The following is a 20,716-nucleotide window of genomic DNA, read 5'->3' as shown; positions in this document are numbered from 1 at the left end:
ACATTCATATGTCTGGTGACTATAGCAAGGAGGTCACACCTGTTCCCATGCCGAACACAGAAGTTAAGCTCCTTAGCGTCGATGGTAGTCGAACTTACGTTCCGCTAGAGTAGAACGTTGCCAGGCAAAAAATGGATGCGATGAGCCGCATTGAGACCGCAAGGTCTCTTTTTTTTATGTCTAAAACGTCAAAATAAAAAGTAAACACAAAGAAAAATGGCTTGGCGAAGTGAAAACGTTTGAATCTGACGAAACGAGAAAAGAGCGCAACGAGTTTAGTAGAGCTAAATGAGTAAGCGAGAGCCGAAGGAGAGGAAAGAAGCAAGCGATTGTCACAAGTCAAGAAAGGTTCTTAGCGAGGATGGTAGCCAACTTACGTTCCGCTAGAGTAGAACGTTGCTAGACAAGAAATGAATGCGATGAGCCGCATTGAGTGTGAAATTGATATTTTAATAATGTGCACTTTTGATTATTTAAATCTGTGACTAGAAGTATAAGTGAAGACATTCAGAAGTATTATAAAAAGTGAACAGCAGTAAGATAGTTTTTAATCATAAATCATCTTACTGCTGTTTTTAGATTTTATGTCTAATATCTTTTAAATCGAAGTACAAAAAGGAAATTAATTATTATACAATAGACAAGCTATTGCATAAGTAACACTAACTTTTGTCAAAGAAGTGTTACTATATAATTAATACTTTTGAAAGTAACTAATTCCAAAACAGTGTAAATAAAGGAAGCGTATATCATGAAGCAACCTATTTTAAATAAATTAGAAAGTTTAAATCAAGAAGAAGCGATTTCTTTGCATGTTCCGGGTCATAAAAATATGACTATCGGTCATTTATCTCAATTATCAATGACAATGGATAAAACTGAAATACCTGGATTAGATGATTTACATCATCCTGAAGAAGTCATTTTGGAAAGTATGAAGCAGGTGGAGAAACATTCAGATTATGATGCTTATTTCTTAGTGAATGGCACCACTTCAGGAATATTATCTGTCATCCAGTCTTTTTCACAGAAAAAAGGCGATATCTTAATGGCAAGAAATGTACATAAATCTGTGTTACATGCGCTCGATATTAGCCAACAAGAAGGGCATTTTATTGAAACGCATCAAAGTCCGTTAACGAATCATTATAATAAAGTTAATTTAAGCCGTTTGAATAATGACGGTCACAAACTTGCTGTGTTGACTTATCCTAACTATTACGGTGAAACATTTAATGTAGAAGAGGTTATCAAATCTTTGCACCAATTAAATATTCCTGTACTCATTGACGAAGCACACGGCGCGCACTTTGGATTGCAAGGATTTCCAGATTCTACATTAAATTATCAAGCTGACTATGTTGTTCAATCTTTTCATAAAACGTTACCAGCTTTAACGATGGGCTCGGTACTTTATATTCATAAAAATGCACCTTATAGAGAAACTATTATAGAATATCTAAGCTACTTCCAAACATCTAGTCCTTCGTATTTGATTATGGCTAGTTTAGAGTCAGCTGCCGAGTTCTATAAAACATATGATAGTACCGTGTTTTTTGATAAGAGAGCGCAATTAATCGAATGTTTGGAGAAGAAGGGTTTTGAAATGCTTCAAGTTGATGATCCGTTGAAGTTGCTGATAAAATATGAAGGTTTTACAGGTCATGATATTCAAAATTGGTTTATGAATGCACATATCTATTTAGAATTAGCGGACGACTATCAAGTATTAGCGGTATTGCCGTTATGGCATCATGATGATACGTATTTATTTGATTCGCTTTTACGTAAAATTGAAGATATGATTTTACCGAAAAAATCAGTTTCTAAAGTTAAACAAACACAACTTTTAACAACTGAAGGTAACTATAAACCAAAACGCTTTGAATATGTTACTTGGTGTGATTTGAAAAAGGCAAAAGGTAAAGTTCTGGCGCGACATATTGTCCCGTATCCGCCAGGGATTCCTATTATTTTCAAAGGAGAAACAATAACTGAAAATATGATAGAATTAGTAAATGAATATCTGGAAACTGGAATGATAGTTGAAGGAATTAAAAATAATAAAATTTTAGTTGAGGATGAATAAAATGTCAGCTTTTATAACTTTTGAGGGCCCAGAAGGCTCTGGAAAAACAACTGTAATTAATAAAGTTTACCATAGATTAGTAAAAGATTATGATGTCATTATGACAAGAGAACCGGGCGGCGTTCCTACTGGTGAAGAAATACGTAAAATTGTATTAGAAGGCAATGATATGGACATTAGAACTGAAGCAATGTTATTTGCTGCATCTAGAAGAGAACATCTTGTATTAAAGGTCATACCAGCTTTAAAAGAAGGTAAGGTTGTGTTGTGTGATCGCTATATCGATAGTTCATTAGCTTATCAAGGTTATGCTAGAGGGATTGGCGTTGAAGAAGTAAGAGCATTAAACGAATTTGCAATAAATGGATTATATCCAGACTTGACGATTTATTTAAATGTTAGTGCTGAAGTAGGTCGCGAACGTATTATTAAAAATTCAAGAGATCAAAATAGATTAGATCAAGAAGATTTAAAGTTTCACGAAAAAGTAATTGAAGGTTACCAAGAAATCATTCATAATGAATCACAACGGTTCAAAAGCGTTAATGCAGATCAACCTCTTGAAAATGTTGTTGAAGACACGTATCAAACTATCATCAAATATTTAGAAAAGATATGATATAATTGTTAGAAGAGGTGTTATAAAATGAAAATGATTATAGCGATCGTACAAGATCAAGATAGTCAGGAACTTGCAGATCAACTTGTTAAAAATAACTTTAGAGCAACAAAATTGGCAACAACAGGTGGGTTTTTAAGAGCGGGTAATACAACATTCTTATGTGGTGTCAATGATGACCGTGTAGATGAAATATTGTCTGTGATTAATCAAACGTGTGGTAATAGAGAACAGTTGGTTTCACCTATTACACCTATGGGAGGCAGTGCGGATTCGTACATTCCATATCCAGTTGAAGTTGAAGTTGGCGGTGCTACTGTATTTGTTATGCCAGTTGATGCATTCCATCAATTTTAATTCTATAATACAATCATCAATTAGAGATACTTAAAATAGTGTATTAATAAGTTATTAACAATTTTGGGTTGCTTGACTGCGACTAGTTCAGATGCCAATAGATTTGATTTTTGTGGTTCTAAAAATAATCACAAATCATGGTCGCTATTGTTGCAGTAATTAGTTGCTCTTTGGCAACCTTTTTATATAAAAGCAAAAGGGAGTTTGTAATGAATGGATGAACAGCAACAATTGACGAATGCATATCATTCAAATAAATTATCGCATGCCTATTTATTTGAAGGTGATGATGCACAAACGATGAAACAAGTTGCGATTAATTTTGCAAAGCTTATTTTATGTCAAACAGATAGTCAATGTGAAACAAAGGTTAGTACATATAATCATCCAGACTTTATGTATATATCAACAACTGAGAATGCAATTAAGAAAGAACAAGTTGAACAACTTGTGCGTCATATGAATCAACTTCCTATAGAAAGCACAAATAAAGTGTACATCATTGAAGACTTTGAAAAGTTAACTGTTCAAGGGGAAAACAGTATCTTGAAATTTCTTGAAGAACCACCGGACAATACGATTGCTATTTTATTGTCTACAAAACCTGAGCAAATTTTAGACACAATCCATTCAAGGTGTCAGCATGTGTATTTCAAGCCTATTGATAAAGAAAAGTTTATAAATAGATTAGTTGAACAAAACATGTCTAAGCCAGTAGCTGAAATGATTAGTACTTATACTACGCAAATAGATAATGCAATAGCTTTAAATGAAGAATTTGATTTATTAGCATTAAGGAAATCAGTTATACGTTGGTGTGAATTGTTGCTTACTAACAAGCCAATGGCACTTATAGGTATTATTGATTTATTGAAACAGGCTAAAAATAAAAAACTGCAATCTTTAACTATTGCAGCTGTGAATGGTTTCTTCGAAGATATCATACATACAAAGGTAAATGTAGAGGATAAACAAATATATAGTGATTTAAAAAATGATATTGATCAATATGCGCAAAAGTTGTCGTTTAATCAATTAATTTTGATGTTTGATCAACTGACGGAAGCACATAAGAAATTGAATCAAAATGTAAATCCAACGCTTGTATTTGAACAAATCGTAATTAAGGGTGTGAGTTAGATGCCAAATGTAATAGGTGTTCAGTTTCAAAAAGCGGGAAAATTAGAATATTATACACCTAATGATATACAAGTAGATATAGAAGACTGGGTAGTTGTCGAATCTAAAAGAGGCATAGAGATAGGTATTGTTAAAAATCCATTAATGGATATTGCTGAAGAGGATGTTGTGTTACCTCTTAAAAATATTATTCGCATTGCTGATGACAAAGATATTGATAAATTTAATTGTAATGAACGAGATGCTGAAAATGCATTAATACTATGTAAAGACATTGTAAGAGAACAAGGTTTGGACATGCGTTTAGTCAATTGCGAATATACATTAGATAAATCGAAAGTTATTTTTAATTTTACGGCGGATGATCGTATTGATTTTAGAAAATTAGTAAAAATATTAGCGCAACATTTAAAAACACGTATCGAGTTGAGACAAATTGGTGTAAGGGATGAAGCCAAATTGCTTGGCGGTATCGGACCTTGTGGTAGGTCGTTATGTTGTTCTACATTTTTAGGGGATTTTGAACCAGTATCGATTAAGATGGCTAAGGATCAAAATTTATCATTAAATCCAACTAAAATTTCTGGTGCATGTGGTCGTTTGATGTGTTGTTTAAAATATGAAAATGACTATTATGAGGAAGTACGTGCACAATTACCTGATATTGGTGAAGCAATTGAAACGCCTGATGGTAACGGGAAAGTAGTTGCTTTAAATATATTAGACATTTCTATGCAGGTGAAGCTTGAGGGACATGAACAGCCACTTGAATATAAATTAGAAGAAATAGAAACTATGCATTAAGGAGGCATTATTACATTTGGATCGCAATGAAATATTTGAAAAAATAATGCGTTTAGAAATGAATGTCAATCAACTTTCAAAGGAAACTTCAGAATTAAAGGCACATGCAGTTGAATTAGTAGAAGAAAATGTAGCGCTTCAACTTGAAAATGATAATTTGAAAAAGGTGTTGGGCAATGATGAACCAACTACTATTGATACTGCGAATTCAAAACCAGCAAAAGCTGTGAAAAAGCCATTACCAAGTAAAGATAATTTGGCTATATTGTATGGAGAAGGATTTCATATTTGTAAAGGCGAATTATTTGGAAAACATCGACATGGTGAAGATTGTCTGTTCTGTTTAGAAGTTTTAAGTGATTAATCAAGCACACTCAAATAGTGTTATAATTATAAATGAATATGGTTTGGATAAGTCTGAGACAATGCATGTTTCAGGCTTTAATTGTGTATAAAGTTTTGGTGATTGCATAAGAGATGGCGGTACTAAATGTTATTATTAAGTGTGCACGCAGTATCATTAGTTATAAAATGTAGCTGTTAAAAGTCAAAAATACATCGAATGTAGTTAGGCATATAATATAAAAAGAGATTTCAATTACTCAATAGAAAAAGGTTGTCTTCATAGGAGTTAAAAATGTTAAAAGAGAATGAACGATTTGATCAACTAATCAAAGAAGATTTTAGTATTATTCAAAATGATGATGTTTTTTCGTTTTCAACGGATGCTTTGTTGTTAGGGCATTTTACAAAACCTAGAACAAAAGATATTGTGTTGGACTTATGTTCAGGCAATGGGGTGATACCCTTGTTATTGTTTGCGAAACATCCACGACATATAGAAGGTGTTGAGATTCAAAAAACACTTGTCGATATGGCGCGACGCACATTTCAATTCAATGATGTTGATGAATATTTAACAATGCATCACATGGATTTGAAAAACGTTACTAAAGTATTTAAACCTTCACAATATACTTTAGTAACGTGTAATCCGCCTTATTTTAAAGAGAATCAGCAACACCAACATCAAAAAGAAGCACATAAGATAGCGAGACATGAGATTATGTGTACACTTGAAGATTGCATGATTGCAGCCCGTCATTTATTAAAAGAAGGTGGCAGGCTAAATATGGTACATCGTGCAGATAGACTAATGGATGTCTTGTTTGAAATGAGAAAAGTGAATATTGAACCTAAGAAAGTCGTTTTTATATATAGTAAGGTAGGGAAATCAGCACAAACGATAGTAGTAGAAGGTCGAAAAGGTGGAAATCAAGGTTTAGAAATCATGCCCCCATTTTATATTTATAATGAAGATGGTAATTATAGCGAAGAAATGAAGGACGTATATTATGGATAGTCATTTTGTATATATTGTAAAATGTAGTGATGGAAGTTTATATACAGGATACGCTAAAGACGTTAATGCACGTGTTGAAAAACATAACCGAGGTCAAGGAGCCAAATATACGAAAGTAAGACGTCCGGTGCATTTAGTTTATCAAGAAATGTATGAGACAAAGTCTGAAGCATTGAAGCGTGAATATGAAATTAAAACTTATACCAGACAAAAGAAATTGCGATTAATTAAGGAGCGATAGTATGGCTGTATTATATTTAGTGGGCACACCAATTGGTAATTTAGCAGATATTACTTATAGAGCAGTTGATGTATTGAAACGTGTTGATATGATTGCTTGTGAAGACACTAGAGTAACTAGTAAGCTGTGTAATCATTATGATATTCCAACTCCATTAAAGTCATATCACGAACATAACAAGGATAAGCAGACTGCTTTTATCATTGAACAGTTAGAATTAGGTCTTGACGTTGCGCTCGTATCTGATGCTGGATTGCCCTTAATTAGTGATCCTGGATACGAATTAGTAGTGGCAGCCAGAGAAGCTAATATTAAAGTAGAGACTGTGCCTGGACCTAATGCTGGGCTGACGGCTTTGATGGCTAGTGGATTACCTTCATATGTATATACATTTTTAGGATTTTTGCCACGAAAAGAGAAAGAAAAAAGTGCTGTATTAGAGCAACGTATGCATGAAAATAGCACATTAATTATATACGAATCACCGCATCGTGTGACAGATACATTAAAAACAATTGCAAAGATAGATGCAACACGACAAGTATCACTAGGGCGTGAATTAACTAAGAAGTTCGAACAAATTGTAACTGATGATGTAACACAATTACAAGCATTGATTCAGCAAGGCGATGTACCATTGAAAGGCGAATTCGTTATCTTAATTGAAGGTGCTAAAGCGAACAATGAGATATCGTGGTTTGATGATTTATCTATCAATGAGCATGTTGATCATTATATTCAAACTTCACAGATGAAACCAAAACAAGCTATTAAAAAAGTTGCTGAAGAACGACAACTTAAAACGAATGAAGTATATAATATTTATCATCAAATAAGTTAATCACTTTATCGATTATATGAAATTTTAAACGATTTTATAAACGCAAGCTGTAATTTTAAATGGTAAGTTATCATTTTGCATTGATACTGATAAAATGATGTTGACTATGATAAAAAAATGATGACATCGACGTTTTTTAATGTAAAATAAATACATTGAAAGTAATAAATACCTTAACATTGAATAAGATGAAAATGAGATGACGAGATAAATGTTCGCGTCCGTTGAAATGCATAGAAATCTTAGATATTATTTGAAGTGAGACATTACGAGGAGGAACAGTTATGGCTAAAGAAACATTTTATATAACAACCCCAATATACTATCCTAGTGGGAATTTACATATAGGACATGCATATTCTACAGTGGCTGGAGATGTTATTGCAAGATATAAGAGAATGCAAGGATATGATGTTCGTTATTTGACTGGAACGGATGAACACGGTCAAAAAATTCAAGAAAAAGCTCAAAAAGCTGGTAAGACAGAAATTGAATATTTGGATGAGATGATTGCTGGAATTAAACAATTGTGGGCTAAGCTTGAAATTTCAAATGATGATTTTATCAGAACAACTGAAGAACGTCATAAACATGTCGTTGAGCAAGTGTTTGAACGTTTATTAAAGCAAGGTGATATCTATTTAGGTGAATATGAAGGTTGGTATTCTGTTCCGGATGAAACATACTATACAGAGTCACAATTAGTAGACCCACAATACGAAAACGGTAAAATTATTGGTGGCAAAAGTCCAGATTCTGGACACGAAGTTGAACTAGTTAAAGAAGAAAGTTATTTCTTTAATATTAGTAAATATACAGACCGTTTATTAGAGTTCTATGACCAAAATCCAGATTTTATACAACCACCATCAAGAAAAAATGAAATGATTAACAACTTCATTAAACCAGGACTTGCTGATTTAGCTGTTTCTCGTACATCATTTAACTGGGGTGTCCATGTTCCGTCTAATCCAAAACATGTTGTTTATGTTTGGATTGATGCGTTAGTTAACTATATTTCAGCATTAGGCTATTTATCAGATGATGAGTCACTATTTAACAAATACTGGCCAGCAGATATTCATTTAATGGCTAAGGAAATTGTGCGATTCCACTCAATTATTTGGCCTATTTTATTGATGGCATTAGACTTACCGTTACCTAAAAAAGTCTTTGCACATGGTTGGATTTTGATGAAAGATGGAAAAATGAGTAAATCTAAAGGTAATGTTGTAGACCCTAATATTTTAATTGATCGCTATGGTTTAGATGCTACACGTTATTATCTAATGCGTGAATTACCATTTGGTTCAGATGGCGTATTTACACCTGAAGCATTTGTTGAGCGTACAAATTTCGATCTAGCAAATGACTTAGGTAACTTAGTAAACCGTACGATTTCTATGGTTAATAAGTACTTTGATGGCGAATTACCAGCGTATCAAGGTCCACTTCATGAATTAGATGAAGAAATGGAAGCTATGGCTTTAGAAACAGTGAAAAGCTACACTGAAAGCATGGAAAGTTTGCAATTTTCTGTGGCATTATCTACGGTATGGAAGTTTATAAGTAGAACGAATAAGTATATTGACGAAACAACGCCTTGGGTATTAGCTAAGGACGATAGCCAAAAAGATATGTTAGGCAATGTAATGGCTCACTTAGTTGAAAATATTCGTTATGCAGCTGTATTATTACGTCCATTCTTAACACATGCGCCGAAAGAGATTTTTGAACAATTGAACATAAACAATCCTCAATTTATGGAATTTAGTAGTTTAGAGCAATATGGTGTGCTTACTGAGTCAATTATGGTTACTGGGCAACCTAAACCTATTTTCCCAAGATTGGATAGCGAAGCGGAAATTGCATATATCAAAGAATCAATGCAACCGCCTGCTACTGAAGAGGAAAAAGAAGAGATTCCTAGCAAACCTCAAATTGATATTAAAGACTTTGATAAAGTTGAAATTAAGGCAGCAACGATTATTAATGCTGAACATGTTAAGAAGTCAGATAAGCTTTTAAAAATTCAAGTAGACTTAGATTCTGAACAAAGACAAATTGTATCAGGAATTGCCAAATTCTATACACCAGATGATATTATTGGTAAAAAAGTAGCAGTTGTTACTAACCTGAAACCAGCTAAATTAATGGGACAAAAATCTGAAGGTATGATATTATCTGCTGAAAAAGATGGTGTATTAACCTTAGTAAGTTTACCAAGTGCAATTCCAAATGGTGCAGTGATTAAATAACTGTATTTTTAAAAATTAGGAGAGATAATTATGTTAATCGATACACATGTCCATTTAAATGATGAGCAATACGATGATGATTTGAGTGAAGTGATTACACGTGCTAGAGAAGCAGGTGTTGATCGTATGTTTGTAGTTGGTTTTAACAAATCGACAATTGAACGCGCGATGAAATTAATCGATGAGTATGATTTTTTATATGGCATTATCGGTTGGCATCCAGTTGACGCAATTGATTTTACAGAAGAACACCTGGAATGGATTGAATCTTTAGCTCAGCATCCAAAAGTGATTGGTATTGGTGAAATGGGATTAGATTATCACTGGGATAAATCTCCTGCAGATGTTCAAAAGGAAGTTTTTAGAAAGCAAATTGCTTTAGCTAAGCGTTTGAAGTTACCAATTATCATTCATAACCGTGAAGCAACTCAAGACTGTATCGATATCTTATTGGAGGAGCATGCTGAAGAGGTAGGCGGGATTATGCATAGCTTTAGTGGTTCTCCAGAAATTGCAGATATTGTAACTAATAAGCTGAATTTTTATATTTCATTAGGTGGACCTGTGACATTTAAAAATGCTAAACAGCCTAAAGAAGTTGCTAAGCATGTGTCAATGGAGCGTTTGCTAGTTGAAACCGATGCACCGTATCTCTCGCCACATCCGTATAGAGGGAAGCGAAATGAACCGGCGAGAGTAACTTTAGTAGCTGAACAAATTGCTGAATTAAAAGGCTTATCTTATGAAGAAGTGTGCGAACAAACAACTAAAAATGCAGAGAAATTGTTTAATTTAAATTCATAAAGTTAAAAGTGAGAAAGATCACCGCCATAAATGTAAACGATGCTATATTCGTTTAATATGCTATGGTTCTTTCTCACTTTTTTAAATTAAAATATCGTACATGTGCAATACGTACGATAGAGATGGTTAGAGCTTTGAAATTAAGAATTGTAGGAAGGCGTTTTAAATGAAAATCAATGAGTTTATAGTTGTAGAAGGACGAGATGATACTGAGCGTGTTAAACGAGCTGTTGAATGTGATACGATTGAAACGAATGGTAGTGCCATCAACGAACAAACTTTAGAAGTAATTAGAAATGCTCAACAAAGTCGAGGCGTTATTGTATTAACAGATCCAGATTTCCCAGGAGATAAAATTAGAAGTACAATTACTGAACATGTCAAAGGTGTTAAACATGCGTATATTGATAGAGAAAAAGCTAAAAATAAAAAAGGGAAAATTGGTGTTGAACATGCCGACTTAATTGATATTAAAGAAGCGTTAATGCATGTTAGTTCACCCTTTGATGAAGCTTATGAATCAATTGATAAATCTGTGCTAATAGAGTTGGGGTTAATCGTTGGGAAAGATGCAAGGCGCCGTAGAGAAATTTTAAGTAGAAAATTGCGAATCGGCCATTCCAATGGTAAGCAGTTATTGAAAAAGTTAAATGCATTTGGTTATACCGAAGCGGATGTAAGGCAAGCTTTAGAAGATGAATGAGGAAGTGAAAATGTTGGATAATAAAGATATTGCAACACCATCAAGAACGCGAGCGTTGTTAGATAAATATGGCTTTAATTTTAAAAAAAGTTTAGGACAGAACTTTTTGATAGATGTGAATATCATTAATAATATCATTGATGCAAGTGATATTGATGCACAAACTGGGGTGATTGAAATTGGTCCAGGTATGGGGTCGTTGACAGAACAATTGGCCAGACATGCTAAAAGAGTATTGGCATTTGAAATTGATCAACGTTTAATACCTGTATTAAATGATACTCTATCACCTTATGATAATGTGACGGTGATTAATGAAGATATTTTAAAAGCGAATATTAAAGAAGCTGTTGAAAATCATTTACAAGATTGCGAAAAAATAATGGTTGTTGCAAACCTGCCGTACTATATTACGACGCCAATTTTATTAAATTTAATGCAACAAGATATACCAATTGATGGCTACGTGGTGATGATGCAAAAAGAAGTGGGCGAACGCTTAAATGCTGAAGTAGGTTCAAAAGCATATGGTTCATTATCAATTGTCGTACAATACTATACAGAGACTAGTAAAGTATTAACGGTACCTAAATCTGTATTTATGCCACCACCTAATGTTGATTCAATAGTTGTAAAACTGATGCAGAGAACTGAACCGTTAGTAACAGTAGATAACGAGGAAGCATTCTTTAAGTTAGCAAAAGCAGCATTTGCACAAAGAAGAAAGACAATTAACAATAACTATCAAAATTATTTTAAAGATGGTAAACAACACAAAGAAGTGATTTTACAATGGTTGGAACAAGCAGGTATTGATCCAAGACGTCGCGGTGAAACGCTATCTATTCAAGATTTTGCTAAATTGTATGAAGAAAAGAAAAAATTCCCTCAATTAGAAAATTAAATGATTGACAAAGCAAAGCACTATTGTTAAAATTTAAATTTTGTTTGACGAAAACGCTGCAAATATGGTATTATGTAACTTGTAGCGAGGTGGAGCAATATGCCAAAATCAATTTTGGACATCAAAAATTCTATTGATTGTCATGTAGGAAATCGTATTGTACTGAAAGCCAATGGAGGCCGTAAGAAAACAATAAAACGTTCTGGAATTTTAAAAGAAACATATCCGTCAGTTTTCATTGTTGAGTTAGATCAAGACAAACACAACTTTGAGAGAGTATCTTATACATACACTGATGTGTTAACTGAAAATGTTCAAGTTTCATTTGAAGAGGATAATCATCACGAATCAATTGCACACTAAATAAGACATATAGAGATGTTAGACGTTTCTTAGTATAAGAAGTAAATATTATGATAATTATTTGAGTGTTGGGCGTTATGTTCAATACTCTTTTTATTTACAAAATGTTTAACACTGATGTTTCGCTTATAGATTTTTCAGTAAATGGATACTTGTATTTATAAACACAAATACAAGTAAATACTAAGTAATTAGATGGAGAAAATTACTTTTTTATTAAAAAAACACTAAAAAACAAATTAAAATGTCAAATATTAATTCTCTTTATGTTAAAATCATCATATTAAGATAACGAAAAGAGGGCGGAAAATGATATATGAAACGGCACCAGCCAAAATTAATTTTACGCTCGATACACTTTTTAAAAGAAATGATGGCTATCATGAGATTGAAATGATAATGACAACAGTTGATTTAAATGATCGTTTAACTTTTCATAAAAGAAAAGATCGAAAGATAGTTGTTGAGATTGAACATAATTATGTGCCTTCTAATCATAAAAATCTCGCATATCGTGCAGCGCAACTATTTATTGAGCAATATCAACTAAAGCAAGGTGTAACAATTTCTATCGATAAAGAAATACCTGTTTCTGCTGGCTTAGCTGGAGGTTCGGCTGATGCAGCAGCAACGTTAAGAGGATTGAATCGACTTTTTGATATAGGGGCGAGTTTGGAAGAATTGGCTCTACTAGGCAGTAAAATTGGGACAGATATTCCGTTTTGTATTTATAATAAAACTGCACTATGTACTGGAAGAGGAGAGAAAATCGAGTTTTTAAATAAACCACCTTCAGCTTGGGTGATTCTTGCTAAACCAAACTTAGGCATATCATCACCAGATATATTTAAGTTGATCAATTTAGATAAGCGTTACGACGTACATACGAAAATGTGTTATGAGGCCTTAGAAAATCGAGATTATCAACAATTATGTCAAAGTTTGTCTAATCGATTAGAGCCAATTTCTGTTTCAAAACACCCACAAATCGATAAATTAAAAAATAATATGTTGAAAAGTGGTGCAGATGGTGCGTTAATGAGTGGAAGCGGACCGACTGTGTATGGGCTAGCACGAAAAGAAAGCCAAGCAAAAAATATTTATAATGCAGTTAACGGTTGTTGTAATGAAGTGTACTTAGTTAGACTATTAGGATAGAAGGGTTGAAAAGATGAGATATAAACGAAGCGAGAGAATTGTTTTTATGACGCAATATTTGATGAACCATCCGAATAAATTGATTCCATTAACTTTTTTTGTGAAAAAATTTAAACAGGCGAAATCTTCAATAAGTGAAGATGTCCAAATTATAAAAAATACATTCCAAAAAGAAAAGTTAGGTACAGTAATTACTACTGCTGGCGCAAGTGGTGGTGTTACGTATAAACCAATGATGAGTAAAGAAGAGGCGACTGAAGTTGTTAATGAGGTCATTACTCTATTAGAAGAGAAAGAACGTTTGTTACCTGGCGGGTATTTATTTTTATCAGATTTGGTAGGTAATCCATCGCTACTAAACAAAGTTGGTAAGTTAATTGCCAGTATTTACATGGAAGAAAAATTAGATGCTGTTGTTACCATTGCGACAAAAGGTATTTCATTGGCAAATGCGGTTGCTAATATTTTAAATTTACCAGTAGTAGTGATTAGAAAAGACAACAAGGTGACTGAAGGTTCTACAGTTTCAATTAATTACGTTTCAGGATCTTCAAGAAAAATAGAGACAATGGTACTTTCGAAGAGAACTTTAGCAGAAAATTCAAATGTTTTAGTTGTCGATGATTTTATGAGGGCTGGTGGCTCTATTAATGGTGTTATGAATTTAATGAATGAGTTTAAAGCCCATGTAAAAGGGGTATCAGTACTTGTAGAATCAAAAGAAGTTAAACAAAGATTGATTGAAGATTATACTTCCTTAGTGAAATTATCTGATGTAGATGAATATAATCAAGAGTTTAACGTAGAACCTGGCAACAGTTTATCTAAGTTTTCATAAAAGGAGTTTTAGTATTATGAAAATCATTAACACAACAAGATTACCGGAAGCACTTGGACCATATTCGCATGCAACAGTTGTGAATGGTATGGTTTATACTTCTGGTCAGATTCCATTGAATGTTGATGGGAAAATCGTAAGCGCTGATGTTCAAGCACAGACAAAACAAGTTTTAGAAAATTTAAAGGTTGTTTTGGAAGAAGCAGGATCTGATTTGAATTCTGTTGCGAAAGCGACCATTTTCATTAAAGATATGAATGATTTCCAAAAAATAAATGAAGTGTATGGTCAATATTTTAATGAACACAAGCCAGCGCGTAGTTGTGTAGAGGTTGCGCGTTTGCCAAAAGATGTGAAAGTAGAAATTGAATTAGTAAGTAAAATTAAGGAATTATAATTTTCGATTAATATGTTTAATCAAGCTTCTAAATAAAACAGAGAGATATATACTATAGGGGGGCTCACTACATGAAAGTGACAGATGTAAGACTTAGAAAAATACAAACAGATGGACGAATGAAAGCACTCGTTTCCATTACATTAGATGAAGCTTTCGTAATTCATGATTTACGTGTAATTGAAGGAAACTCTGGCTTGTTCGTTGCAATGCCAAGTAAACGTACACCAGATGGTGAATTCCGCGACATCGCGCATCCTATTAATTCAGATATGAGACAAGAAATTCAAGATGCAGTGATGAAAGTATATGATGAAACAGATGAAGTAGTACCAGATAAAAACGCTACATCAGAAGATTCAGAAGAAGCTTAATCAATTTTATATTTAGCGATGTAATACATTTGCAATAAGTTGATTTGATACTGTCGATAAAGCATAAAGCTTTGTCGGCAGTTTTTTTAGTTTGTATTAATGTTTTTTTATTTTTAATGAAAGGCTAATAAATATATACGTTAACAGATTATGATGATATGAAAATTATTGATTCATTGCTGATAAAAATTGTGTTTGAATGATGCTCGTATTTTTGAAGTAAGAAAAAAGTTGTTTTTAAAATTACAACGAATTAAAAACAATGCCTTTTATATGTTGAAAGAGTATTGCAGATTAAATTATAATAATGACGAAGTGTAAAATTTAATGGGGGTTAATGTTCATGCGAAGACACGCGATAATTTTGGCAGCAGGTAAAGGCACAAGAATGAAATCTAAAAAGTATAAAGTGCTACACGAGGTTGCTGGGAAACCTATGGTCGAACATGTATTGGAAAGTGTGAAAGGCTCTGGTGTCGATCAAGTTGTAACCATCGTAGGACATGGTGCTGAAAGTGTAAAAGGACATTTAGGCGAGCGTTCTTTATACAGTTTTCAAGAGAAACAACTCGGTACTGCGCATGCAGTGCAAATGGCGAAATCACACTTAGAAGACAAGGAAGGTACGACAATCGTTGTATGTGGTGACACACCGCTCATCACAAAGGAAACATTAGAAACATTGATTGCGCATCATGAGGATGCTAATGCTCAAGCAACTGTATTATCTGCATCGATTCAACAACCATATGGATACGGAAGAATCGTTCGAAATGCGTCAGGTCGTTTAGAACGCATAGTTGAAGAGAAAGATGCAACGCAAGCTGAAAAGGATATTAATGAAATTAGTTCAGGTATTTTTGCGTTTAATAATAAAACGTTGTTTGAAAAATTAACACAAGTGAAAAATGATAATGCGCAAGGTGAATATTACCTCCCTGATGTATTGTCGTTAATTTTAAATGATGGCGGCATCGTAGAAGTGTATCGTACCAATGATGTTGAAGAAATCATGGGTGTAAATGATCGTGTAATGCTTAGTCAGGCTGAGAAGGCGATGCAACGTCGTACGAATCATTATCACATGCTAAATGGTGTGACAATCATCGATCCTGACAGCACTTTTATTGGTCCAGACGTTACAATTGGTAGTGATACAGTCATTGAACCAGGCGTACGAATTAATGGTCGTACAGAAATTGGCGAAGATGTTGTTATTGGTCAGTACTCTGAAATTAACAATAGTACGATTGAAAATGGTGCATGTATTCAACAGTCTGTTGTTAATGATGCTAGCGTAGGAGCTAATACTAAGGTCGGACCGTTTGCGCAATTGAGACCAGGCGCGCAATTAGGTGCAGATGTTAAGGTTGGAAATTTTGTAGAAATTAAAAAAGCAGATCTTAAAGATGGTGCCAAGGTTTCACATTTAAGTTATATTGGCGATGCTGTAATTGGCGAACGTACTAATATTGGTTGCGGAACGATTACAGTTAACTATGATGGTGAAAATAAATTTAAAACTATCGTCGGCAAAGATTCATTTGTAGGTTGCAATGTTAATTTAGTAGCACCTGTAACAATTGGTGATGATGTATTGGTGGCAGCTGGTTCCACAATCACAGATGACGTACCAAATGACAGTTTAGCTGTGGCAAGAGCAAGACAAACAACAAAAGAAGGATATAGGAAATAATCATTTACGTATTTAAAATGACTAGGATAAAAGGATAATCCTATGTAATATTAATGTAATCTTTATGATTTAATGATTCACATAGTAATGGAGTTACATTTTATATATAATAGTAATTGCGTAAGTAAATAATTGGAGGACTATAAATGTTAAATAATGAATATAAGAATTCGTCATTAAAGATTTTTTCATTGAAAGGAAACGAAGCATTAGCGCAAGAAGTTGCTGACCAAGTAGGAATTGAACTAGGTAAATGTTCAGTTAAACGTTTTAGTGATGGAGAAATTCAAATTAATATCGAAGAGAGTATTCGTGGTTGTGACGTATTTATTATTCAACCAACATCATATCCTGTGAATCTACATTTAATGGAATTATTAATTATGATTGATGCTTGTAAACGTGCTTCTGCAGCAACAATCAATATTGTAGTGCCATATTATGGATATGCAAGACAAGATAGAAAAGCCCGTAGCCGTGAGCCAATCACTGCTAAATTAGTTGCAAACTTAATCGAAACAGCTGGCGCAACTCGTATGATTGCGTTAGACTTACATGCACCACAAATTCAAGGATTCTTTGATATTCCAATTGACCACTTAATGGGTGTGCCAATTCTTGCTAAACATTTCAAAGATGATCCGAATATTAACCCAGAAGAATGTGTCGTTGTTTCACCAGACCATGGCGGTGTTACACGTGCACGTAAATTAGCTGACATTTTAAAAACTCCAATTGCAATTATAGATAAACGTCGTCCTAGACCAAATGTTGCTGAAGTGATGAACATTGTTGGTGAGATTGAAGGACGTACGGCAATTATTATTGACGATATTATTGATACAGCAGGTACAATCACTTTAGCTGCACAAGCATTAAAAGATAAAGGTGCTAAAGAAGTATATGCTTGTTGTACACACCCTGTTTTATCAGGACCGGCTAAAGAACGTATCGAAAATTCTGCTATAAAAGAATTAATCGTAACAAACTCAATTCATTTAGATGAAGATCGCAAACCATCTAACACTAAAGAATTATCTGTTGCTGGTTTAATCGCACAAGCTATCATTCGTGTATACGAAAGAGAATCAGTTAGCGTATTATTTGACTAATATTTAAAAGGCGTTTGACGAACATATTCCAAACGTGTATAATAGTTTCGTTCGTGATTATACGAATAAATAAACACTTGCAAGCAACGATGATGTTGATGGGTAAGTGAGGTGCTCGTTTTGAGCAAAAATGAAAGGTGGAAATGAGAATGGCTTCATTAAAGTCAATCATCCGTCAAGGTAAACAAACACGTTCAGATCTTAAACAATTAAGAAAATCTGGTAAAGTACCAGCAGTAGTATACGGTTACGGTACTAAAAACGTGTCAGTTAAAGTTGATGAAGTAGAATTCATCAAAGTTATCCGTGAAGTAGGTCGTAACGGTGTTATCGAATTAGGCGTTGGTTCTAAAACTATCAAAGTTATGGTTGCAGACTACCAATTCGATCCACTTAAAAACCAAATTACTCACATTGACTTCTTAGCAATCAATATGAGTGAAGAACGTACTGTTGAAGTACCAGTTCAATTAGTTGGTGAAGCAGTAGGCGCTAAAGAAGGCGGCGTAGTTGAACAACCATTATTCAACTTAGAAGTAACTGCTACTCCAGACAATATTCCAGAAGCAATCGAAGTAGACATTACTGAATTAAACATTAACGACAGTTTAACTGTTGCTGATGTTAAAGTAACTGGCGACTTCAAAATCGAAAACGATTCAGCTGAATCAGTTGTAACAGTAGTTGCTCCAACTGAAGAACCAACTGAAGAAGAAATCGAAGCTATGGAAGGCGAACAACAAACTGAAGAACCAGAAGTTGTTGGCGAAAGCAAAGAAGACGAAGAAAAAACTGAAGAGTAATTTTAATCTGTTACATTAAAGTTTTTATACTTTGTTTAACAAGCACTGTGCTTATTTTAATATAAGCATGGTGCTTTTTGTGTTATTATAAAGCTTAATTAAACTTTATTGCTTTGTAATAAAGTTTAATTAATTTTAGTGAGTAAAAGACATTAAACTCAACAATGATACATCATAAAAATTTTAATGTACTCGATTTTAAAATACATACTTACTAAGCTAAAGAATAATGATAATTGATGGCAATGGCGGAAAATAGATGTTGTCATTATAATAATAAATGAAACAATTATGTTGGAGGTAAACACGCATGAAATGTATTGTAGGTCTAGGTAATATAGGTAAACGTTTTGAACTTACAAGACATAATATCGGCTTTGAAGTCGTTGATTATATTTTAGAGAAAAATAATTTTTCATTAGATAAACAAAAGTTTAAAGGTGCATATACAATTGAACGAATGAACGGAGATAAAGTGTTATTTATCGAACCAATGACAATGATGAATTTGTCAGGAGAAGCAGTTGCACCGATTATGGATTATTACAATGTTAATCCAGAAGATTTAATTGTCTTATATGATGATTTAGATTTAGAACAAGGACAAGTTCGCTTAAGACAAAAAGGAAGTGCGGGCGGTCACAATGGTATGAAATCAATTATTAAAATGCTTGGTACAGACCAATTTAAACGTATTCGTATTGGTGTGGGAAGACCAACGAATGGTATGACGGTACCTGATTATGTTTTACAACGCTTTTCAAATGATGAAATGGTAACGATGGAAAAAGTTATCGAACACGCAGCACGCGCAATTGAAAAGTTTGTTGAAACATCACGATTTGACCATGTTATGAATGAATTTAATGGTGAAGTGAAATAATGACAATATTGACAACGCTTATAAAAGAAGATAATCATTTTCAAGACCTTAATCAGGTATTTGGACAAGCAAACACACTAGTAACTGGTCTTTCCCCGTCAGCTAAAGTGTCGATGATTGCTGAAAAATATGCACAAAGTAATCAACAGTTATTATTAATTACCAATAATTTATACCAAGCAGATAAATTAGAAACAGATTTACTTCAATTTATAGATGCTGAAGAATTGTATAAGTATCCTGTGCAAGATATTATGACCGAAGAGTTTTCAACACAAAGCCCTCAACTGATGAGTGAACGTATTAGAACTTTAACTGCGTTAGCTCAAGGTAAGAAAGGGTTATTTATCGTTCCTTTAAATGGTTTGAAAAAGTGGTTAACTCCTGTTGAAATGTGGCAAAATCACCAAATGACATTGCGTGTTGGTGAGGATATCGATGTGGACCAATTTCTTAACAAATTAGTTAATATGGGGTACAAACGGGAATCCGTGGTATCGCATATTGGTGAATTCTCATTGCGAGGAGGTATTATCGATATCTTTCCGCTAATTGGGGAACCAATCAGAATTGAGCTATTTGATACCAAAATTGATTCTATTCGGGATTTTGATGTTGAAACGCAGCGTTCCAAAGATAATGTTGAAGAAGTCGATATCACAACTGCAAGTGATTATATCATTACTGAAGAAGTGATCAGCCATCTTAAAGAAGAGTTAAAAACTGCATATGAAAATACAAGACCCAAAATAGATAAATCAGTGCGCAATGATTTGAAAGAAACGTATGAAAGCTTTAAATTATTCGAAAGTACATACTTTGATCATCAAATACTACGTCGCTTAGTAGCGTTTATGTATGAAACACCTTCGACAATTATTGAGTATTTCCAAAAAGATGCAATCATTGCAGTTGATGAATTTAATCGTATTAAAGAAACTGAAGAAAGTTTAACAGTAGAGTCTGATT

At 33.6% G+C, this 20,716-nt stretch carries 23 protein-coding genes, 1 rRNA gene and 1 pseudogene; all 25 read left to right on the top strand.

What is annotated here, in order from left to right:
- Positions 1 to 11 precede the first annotated feature (11 nt).
- A 5S ribosomal RNA gene (rrf, locus tag IDG60_RS07285) occupies positions 12 to 126 on the top strand.
- A 625-nt stretch (positions 127 to 751) separates the two neighbouring features.
- On the top strand, positions 752 to 2,089 hold the full coding sequence (locus IDG60_RS07280; protein ID WP_000812834.1) for an aminotransferase class V-fold PLP-dependent enzyme: 1,338 nt from the start codon (positions 752 to 754) through the stop codon (positions 2,087 to 2,089).
- 1 nt (position 2,090) lies between these two features.
- Positions 2,091 to 2,708, top strand: coding sequence for a dTMP kinase (gene tmk / locus IDG60_RS07275; RefSeq protein WP_001272131.1), 618 nt, complete (start codon positions 2,091 to 2,093; stop codon positions 2,706 to 2,708).
- Between the two features lie 27 nt (positions 2,709 to 2,735).
- Positions 2,736 to 3,065, top strand: coding sequence for a cyclic-di-AMP receptor (locus tag IDG60_RS07270; protein ID WP_000781979.1), 330 nt, complete (start codon positions 2,736 to 2,738; stop codon positions 3,063 to 3,065).
- Positions 3,066 to 3,278: 213 nt separating this feature from the next.
- Positions 3,279 to 4,205, top strand: a complete 927-nt coding sequence (locus IDG60_RS07265; RefSeq protein WP_000344336.1) for a DNA polymerase III subunit delta' C-terminal domain-containing protein — start codon at positions 3,279 to 3,281, stop codon at positions 4,203 to 4,205.
- Positions 4,206 to 5,009 (top strand): PSP1 domain-containing protein, encoded by an 804-nt coding sequence (locus tag IDG60_RS07260; protein ID WP_001134194.1) that lies wholly within the window; start codon positions 4,206 to 4,208, stop codon positions 5,007 to 5,009. It abuts the gene before it with no gap.
- Between the two features lie 16 nt (positions 5,010 to 5,025).
- Positions 5,026 to 5,373: a DNA replication initiation control protein YabA gene (yabA, locus tag IDG60_RS07255; protein WP_000375683.1), complete on the top strand. Its 348-nt coding sequence runs from the start codon at positions 5,026 to 5,028 to the stop codon at positions 5,371 to 5,373.
- A 273-nt stretch (positions 5,374 to 5,646) separates the two neighbouring features.
- Positions 5,647 to 6,372 (top strand): tRNA1(Val) (adenine(37)-N6)-methyltransferase, encoded by a 726-nt coding sequence (locus IDG60_RS07250; RefSeq protein ID WP_000910686.1) that lies wholly within the window; start codon positions 5,647 to 5,649, stop codon positions 6,370 to 6,372.
- Entirely contained in the window at positions 6,365 to 6,613 is a 249-nt protein-coding gene (locus IDG60_RS07245) for a GIY-YIG nuclease family protein (RefSeq protein WP_000377064.1), read from the top strand. Before IDG60_RS07250 ends, IDG60_RS07245 begins: the two co-directional genes overlap by 8 nt.
- 1 nt (position 6,614) lies before the next feature.
- Positions 6,615 to 7,454 carry a 16S rRNA (cytidine(1402)-2'-O)-methyltransferase gene (gene rsmI, locus IDG60_RS07240; protein ID WP_000279926.1) on the top strand — a complete coding sequence of 280 codons (840 nt, stop codon included), beginning with the start codon at positions 6,615 to 6,617 and terminating at the stop codon, positions 7,452 to 7,454.
- A 284-nt stretch (positions 7,455 to 7,738) separates the two neighbouring features.
- Positions 7,739 to 9,712: a methionine--tRNA ligase gene (gene metG, locus IDG60_RS07235; protein ID WP_001051130.1), complete on the top strand. Its 1,974-nt coding sequence runs from the start codon at positions 7,739 to 7,741 to the stop codon at positions 9,710 to 9,712.
- A gap of 30 nt (positions 9,713 to 9,742) precedes the next feature.
- A complete protein-coding gene (locus IDG60_RS07230; protein ID WP_000904312.1) occupies positions 9,743 to 10,516 on the top strand; it encodes a TatD family hydrolase in 774 nt (257 codons plus the stop codon).
- A 166-nt stretch (positions 10,517 to 10,682) separates the two neighbouring features.
- A complete protein-coding gene (gene rnmV, locus IDG60_RS07225) occupies positions 10,683 to 11,219 on the top strand; it encodes a ribonuclease M5 (protein ID WP_000700080.1) in 537 nt (178 codons plus the stop codon).
- 10 nt (positions 11,220 to 11,229) lie between these two features.
- Positions 11,230 to 12,123, top strand: coding sequence for a 16S rRNA (adenine(1518)-N(6)/adenine(1519)-N(6))-dimethyltransferase RsmA (gene rsmA / locus IDG60_RS07220; RefSeq protein ID WP_000886500.1), 894 nt, complete (start codon positions 11,230 to 11,232; stop codon positions 12,121 to 12,123).
- 99 nt (positions 12,124 to 12,222) lie between these two features.
- The gene (gene veg / locus IDG60_RS07215) at positions 12,223 to 12,486 is read left to right on the top strand and encodes a biofilm formation stimulator Veg (RefSeq protein WP_001126664.1); all 264 of its coding nucleotides are present in this window, start codon (positions 12,223 to 12,225) and stop codon (positions 12,484 to 12,486) included.
- 309 nt (positions 12,487 to 12,795) lie between these two features.
- Entirely contained in the window at positions 12,796 to 13,644 is an 849-nt protein-coding gene (ispE, locus tag IDG60_RS07210; protein ID WP_000638870.1) for a 4-(cytidine 5'-diphospho)-2-C-methyl-D-erythritol kinase, read from the top strand.
- A 13-nt stretch (positions 13,645 to 13,657) separates the two neighbouring features.
- Positions 13,658 to 14,482: a pur operon repressor gene (gene purR / locus IDG60_RS07205; RefSeq protein WP_001269643.1), complete on the top strand. Its 825-nt coding sequence runs from the start codon at positions 13,658 to 13,660 to the stop codon at positions 14,480 to 14,482.
- A gap of 16 nt (positions 14,483 to 14,498) precedes the next feature.
- A complete protein-coding gene (locus IDG60_RS07200) occupies positions 14,499 to 14,879 on the top strand; it encodes a RidA family protein (protein ID WP_000691774.1) in 381 nt (126 codons plus the stop codon).
- A 71-nt stretch (positions 14,880 to 14,950) separates the two neighbouring features.
- Positions 14,951 to 15,253: a septation regulator SpoVG gene (gene spoVG / locus IDG60_RS07195; RefSeq protein WP_000868999.1), complete on the top strand. Its 303-nt coding sequence runs from the start codon at positions 14,951 to 14,953 to the stop codon at positions 15,251 to 15,253.
- Between the two features lie 189 nt (positions 15,254 to 15,442).
- The gene (locus tag IDG60_RS07190) at positions 15,443 to 15,574 is read left to right on the top strand and encodes a hypothetical protein (RefSeq protein ID WP_031835052.1); all 132 of its coding nucleotides are present in this window, start codon (positions 15,443 to 15,445) and stop codon (positions 15,572 to 15,574) included.
- Between the two features lie 22 nt (positions 15,575 to 15,596).
- On the top strand, positions 15,597 to 16,949 hold the full coding sequence (glmU, locus tag IDG60_RS07185) for a bifunctional UDP-N-acetylglucosamine diphosphorylase/glucosamine-1-phosphate N-acetyltransferase GlmU (RefSeq protein ID WP_001252543.1): 1,353 nt from the start codon (positions 15,597 to 15,599) through the stop codon (positions 16,947 to 16,949).
- 146 nt (positions 16,950 to 17,095) lie between these two features.
- Positions 17,096 to 18,061, top strand: a complete 966-nt coding sequence (locus tag IDG60_RS07180) for a ribose-phosphate diphosphokinase (protein WP_000933774.1) — start codon at positions 17,096 to 17,098, stop codon at positions 18,059 to 18,061.
- A gap of 149 nt (positions 18,062 to 18,210) precedes the next feature.
- Positions 18,211 to 18,864: a 50S ribosomal protein L25/general stress protein Ctc gene (locus IDG60_RS07175; protein WP_000157650.1), complete on the top strand. Its 654-nt coding sequence runs from the start codon at positions 18,211 to 18,213 to the stop codon at positions 18,862 to 18,864.
- Positions 18,865 to 19,174: 310 nt separating this feature from the next.
- Positions 19,175 to 19,747 carry an aminoacyl-tRNA hydrolase gene (gene pth / locus IDG60_RS07170; protein WP_000649791.1) on the top strand — a complete coding sequence of 191 codons (573 nt, stop codon included), beginning with the start codon at positions 19,175 to 19,177 and terminating at the stop codon, positions 19,745 to 19,747.
- Positions 19,747 to 20,716 (top strand): annotated as a pseudogene (locus IDG60_RS07165) (transcription-repair coupling factor); the annotation flags it as partial. The gene pth and the pseudogene IDG60_RS07165, both read left to right, overlap by 1 nt.

The sequence above is a fragment of the Staphylococcus sp. EG-SA-2 genome, assembly GCF_017152085.1.
This window is presented reverse-complemented; position numbering and strand designations above follow the sequence as displayed.

Bases quoted from the DNA above. Each gene is read 5' to 3' on its own strand.
- IDG60_RS07280 (WP_000812834.1), top strand. From the start codon at position 752: ATGAAGCAACCTATTTTAAATAAATTAGAAAGTTTAAATCAAGAAGAA.
- tmk (WP_001272131.1), top strand. From the start codon at position 2,091: ATGTCAGCTTTTATAACTTTTGAGGGCCCAGAAGGCTCTGGAAAAACA.
- IDG60_RS07270 (WP_000781979.1), top strand. From the start codon at position 2,736: ATGAAAATGATTATAGCGATCGTACAAGATCAAGATAGTCAGGAACTT.
- IDG60_RS07265 (WP_000344336.1), top strand. From the start codon at position 3,279: ATGGATGAACAGCAACAATTGACGAATGCATATCATTCAAATAAATTA.
- IDG60_RS07260 (WP_001134194.1), top strand. From the start codon at position 4,206: ATGCCAAATGTAATAGGTGTTCAGTTTCAAAAAGCGGGAAAATTAGAA.
- IDG60_RS07250 (WP_000910686.1), top strand. From the start codon at position 5,647: ATGTTAAAAGAGAATGAACGATTTGATCAACTAATCAAAGAAGATTTT.
- IDG60_RS07245 (WP_000377064.1), top strand. From the start codon at position 6,365: ATGGATAGTCATTTTGTATATATTGTAAAATGTAGTGATGGAAGTTTA.
- rsmI (WP_000279926.1), top strand. From the start codon at position 6,615: ATGGCTGTATTATATTTAGTGGGCACACCAATTGGTAATTTAGCAGAT.
- metG (WP_001051130.1), top strand. From the start codon at position 7,739: ATGGCTAAAGAAACATTTTATATAACAACCCCAATATACTATCCTAGT.
- IDG60_RS07230 (WP_000904312.1), top strand. From the start codon at position 9,743: ATGTTAATCGATACACATGTCCATTTAAATGATGAGCAATACGATGAT.
- rnmV (WP_000700080.1), top strand. From the start codon at position 10,683: ATGAAAATCAATGAGTTTATAGTTGTAGAAGGACGAGATGATACTGAG.
- rsmA (WP_000886500.1), top strand. From the start codon at position 11,230: ATGTTGGATAATAAAGATATTGCAACACCATCAAGAACGCGAGCGTTG.
- veg (WP_001126664.1), top strand. From the start codon at position 12,223: ATGCCAAAATCAATTTTGGACATCAAAAATTCTATTGATTGTCATGTA.
- ispE (WP_000638870.1), top strand. From the start codon at position 12,796: ATGATATATGAAACGGCACCAGCCAAAATTAATTTTACGCTCGATACA.
- purR (WP_001269643.1), top strand. From the start codon at position 13,658: ATGAGATATAAACGAAGCGAGAGAATTGTTTTTATGACGCAATATTTG.
- IDG60_RS07200 (WP_000691774.1), top strand. From the start codon at position 14,499: ATGAAAATCATTAACACAACAAGATTACCGGAAGCACTTGGACCATAT.
- spoVG (WP_000868999.1), top strand. From the start codon at position 14,951: ATGAAAGTGACAGATGTAAGACTTAGAAAAATACAAACAGATGGACGA.
- glmU (WP_001252543.1), top strand. From the start codon at position 15,597: ATGCGAAGACACGCGATAATTTTGGCAGCAGGTAAAGGCACAAGAATG.
- IDG60_RS07180 (WP_000933774.1), top strand. From the start codon at position 17,096: ATGTTAAATAATGAATATAAGAATTCGTCATTAAAGATTTTTTCATTG.
- IDG60_RS07175 (WP_000157650.1), top strand. From the start codon at position 18,211: ATGGCTTCATTAAAGTCAATCATCCGTCAAGGTAAACAAACACGTTCA.
- pth (WP_000649791.1), top strand. From the start codon at position 19,175: ATGAAATGTATTGTAGGTCTAGGTAATATAGGTAAACGTTTTGAACTT.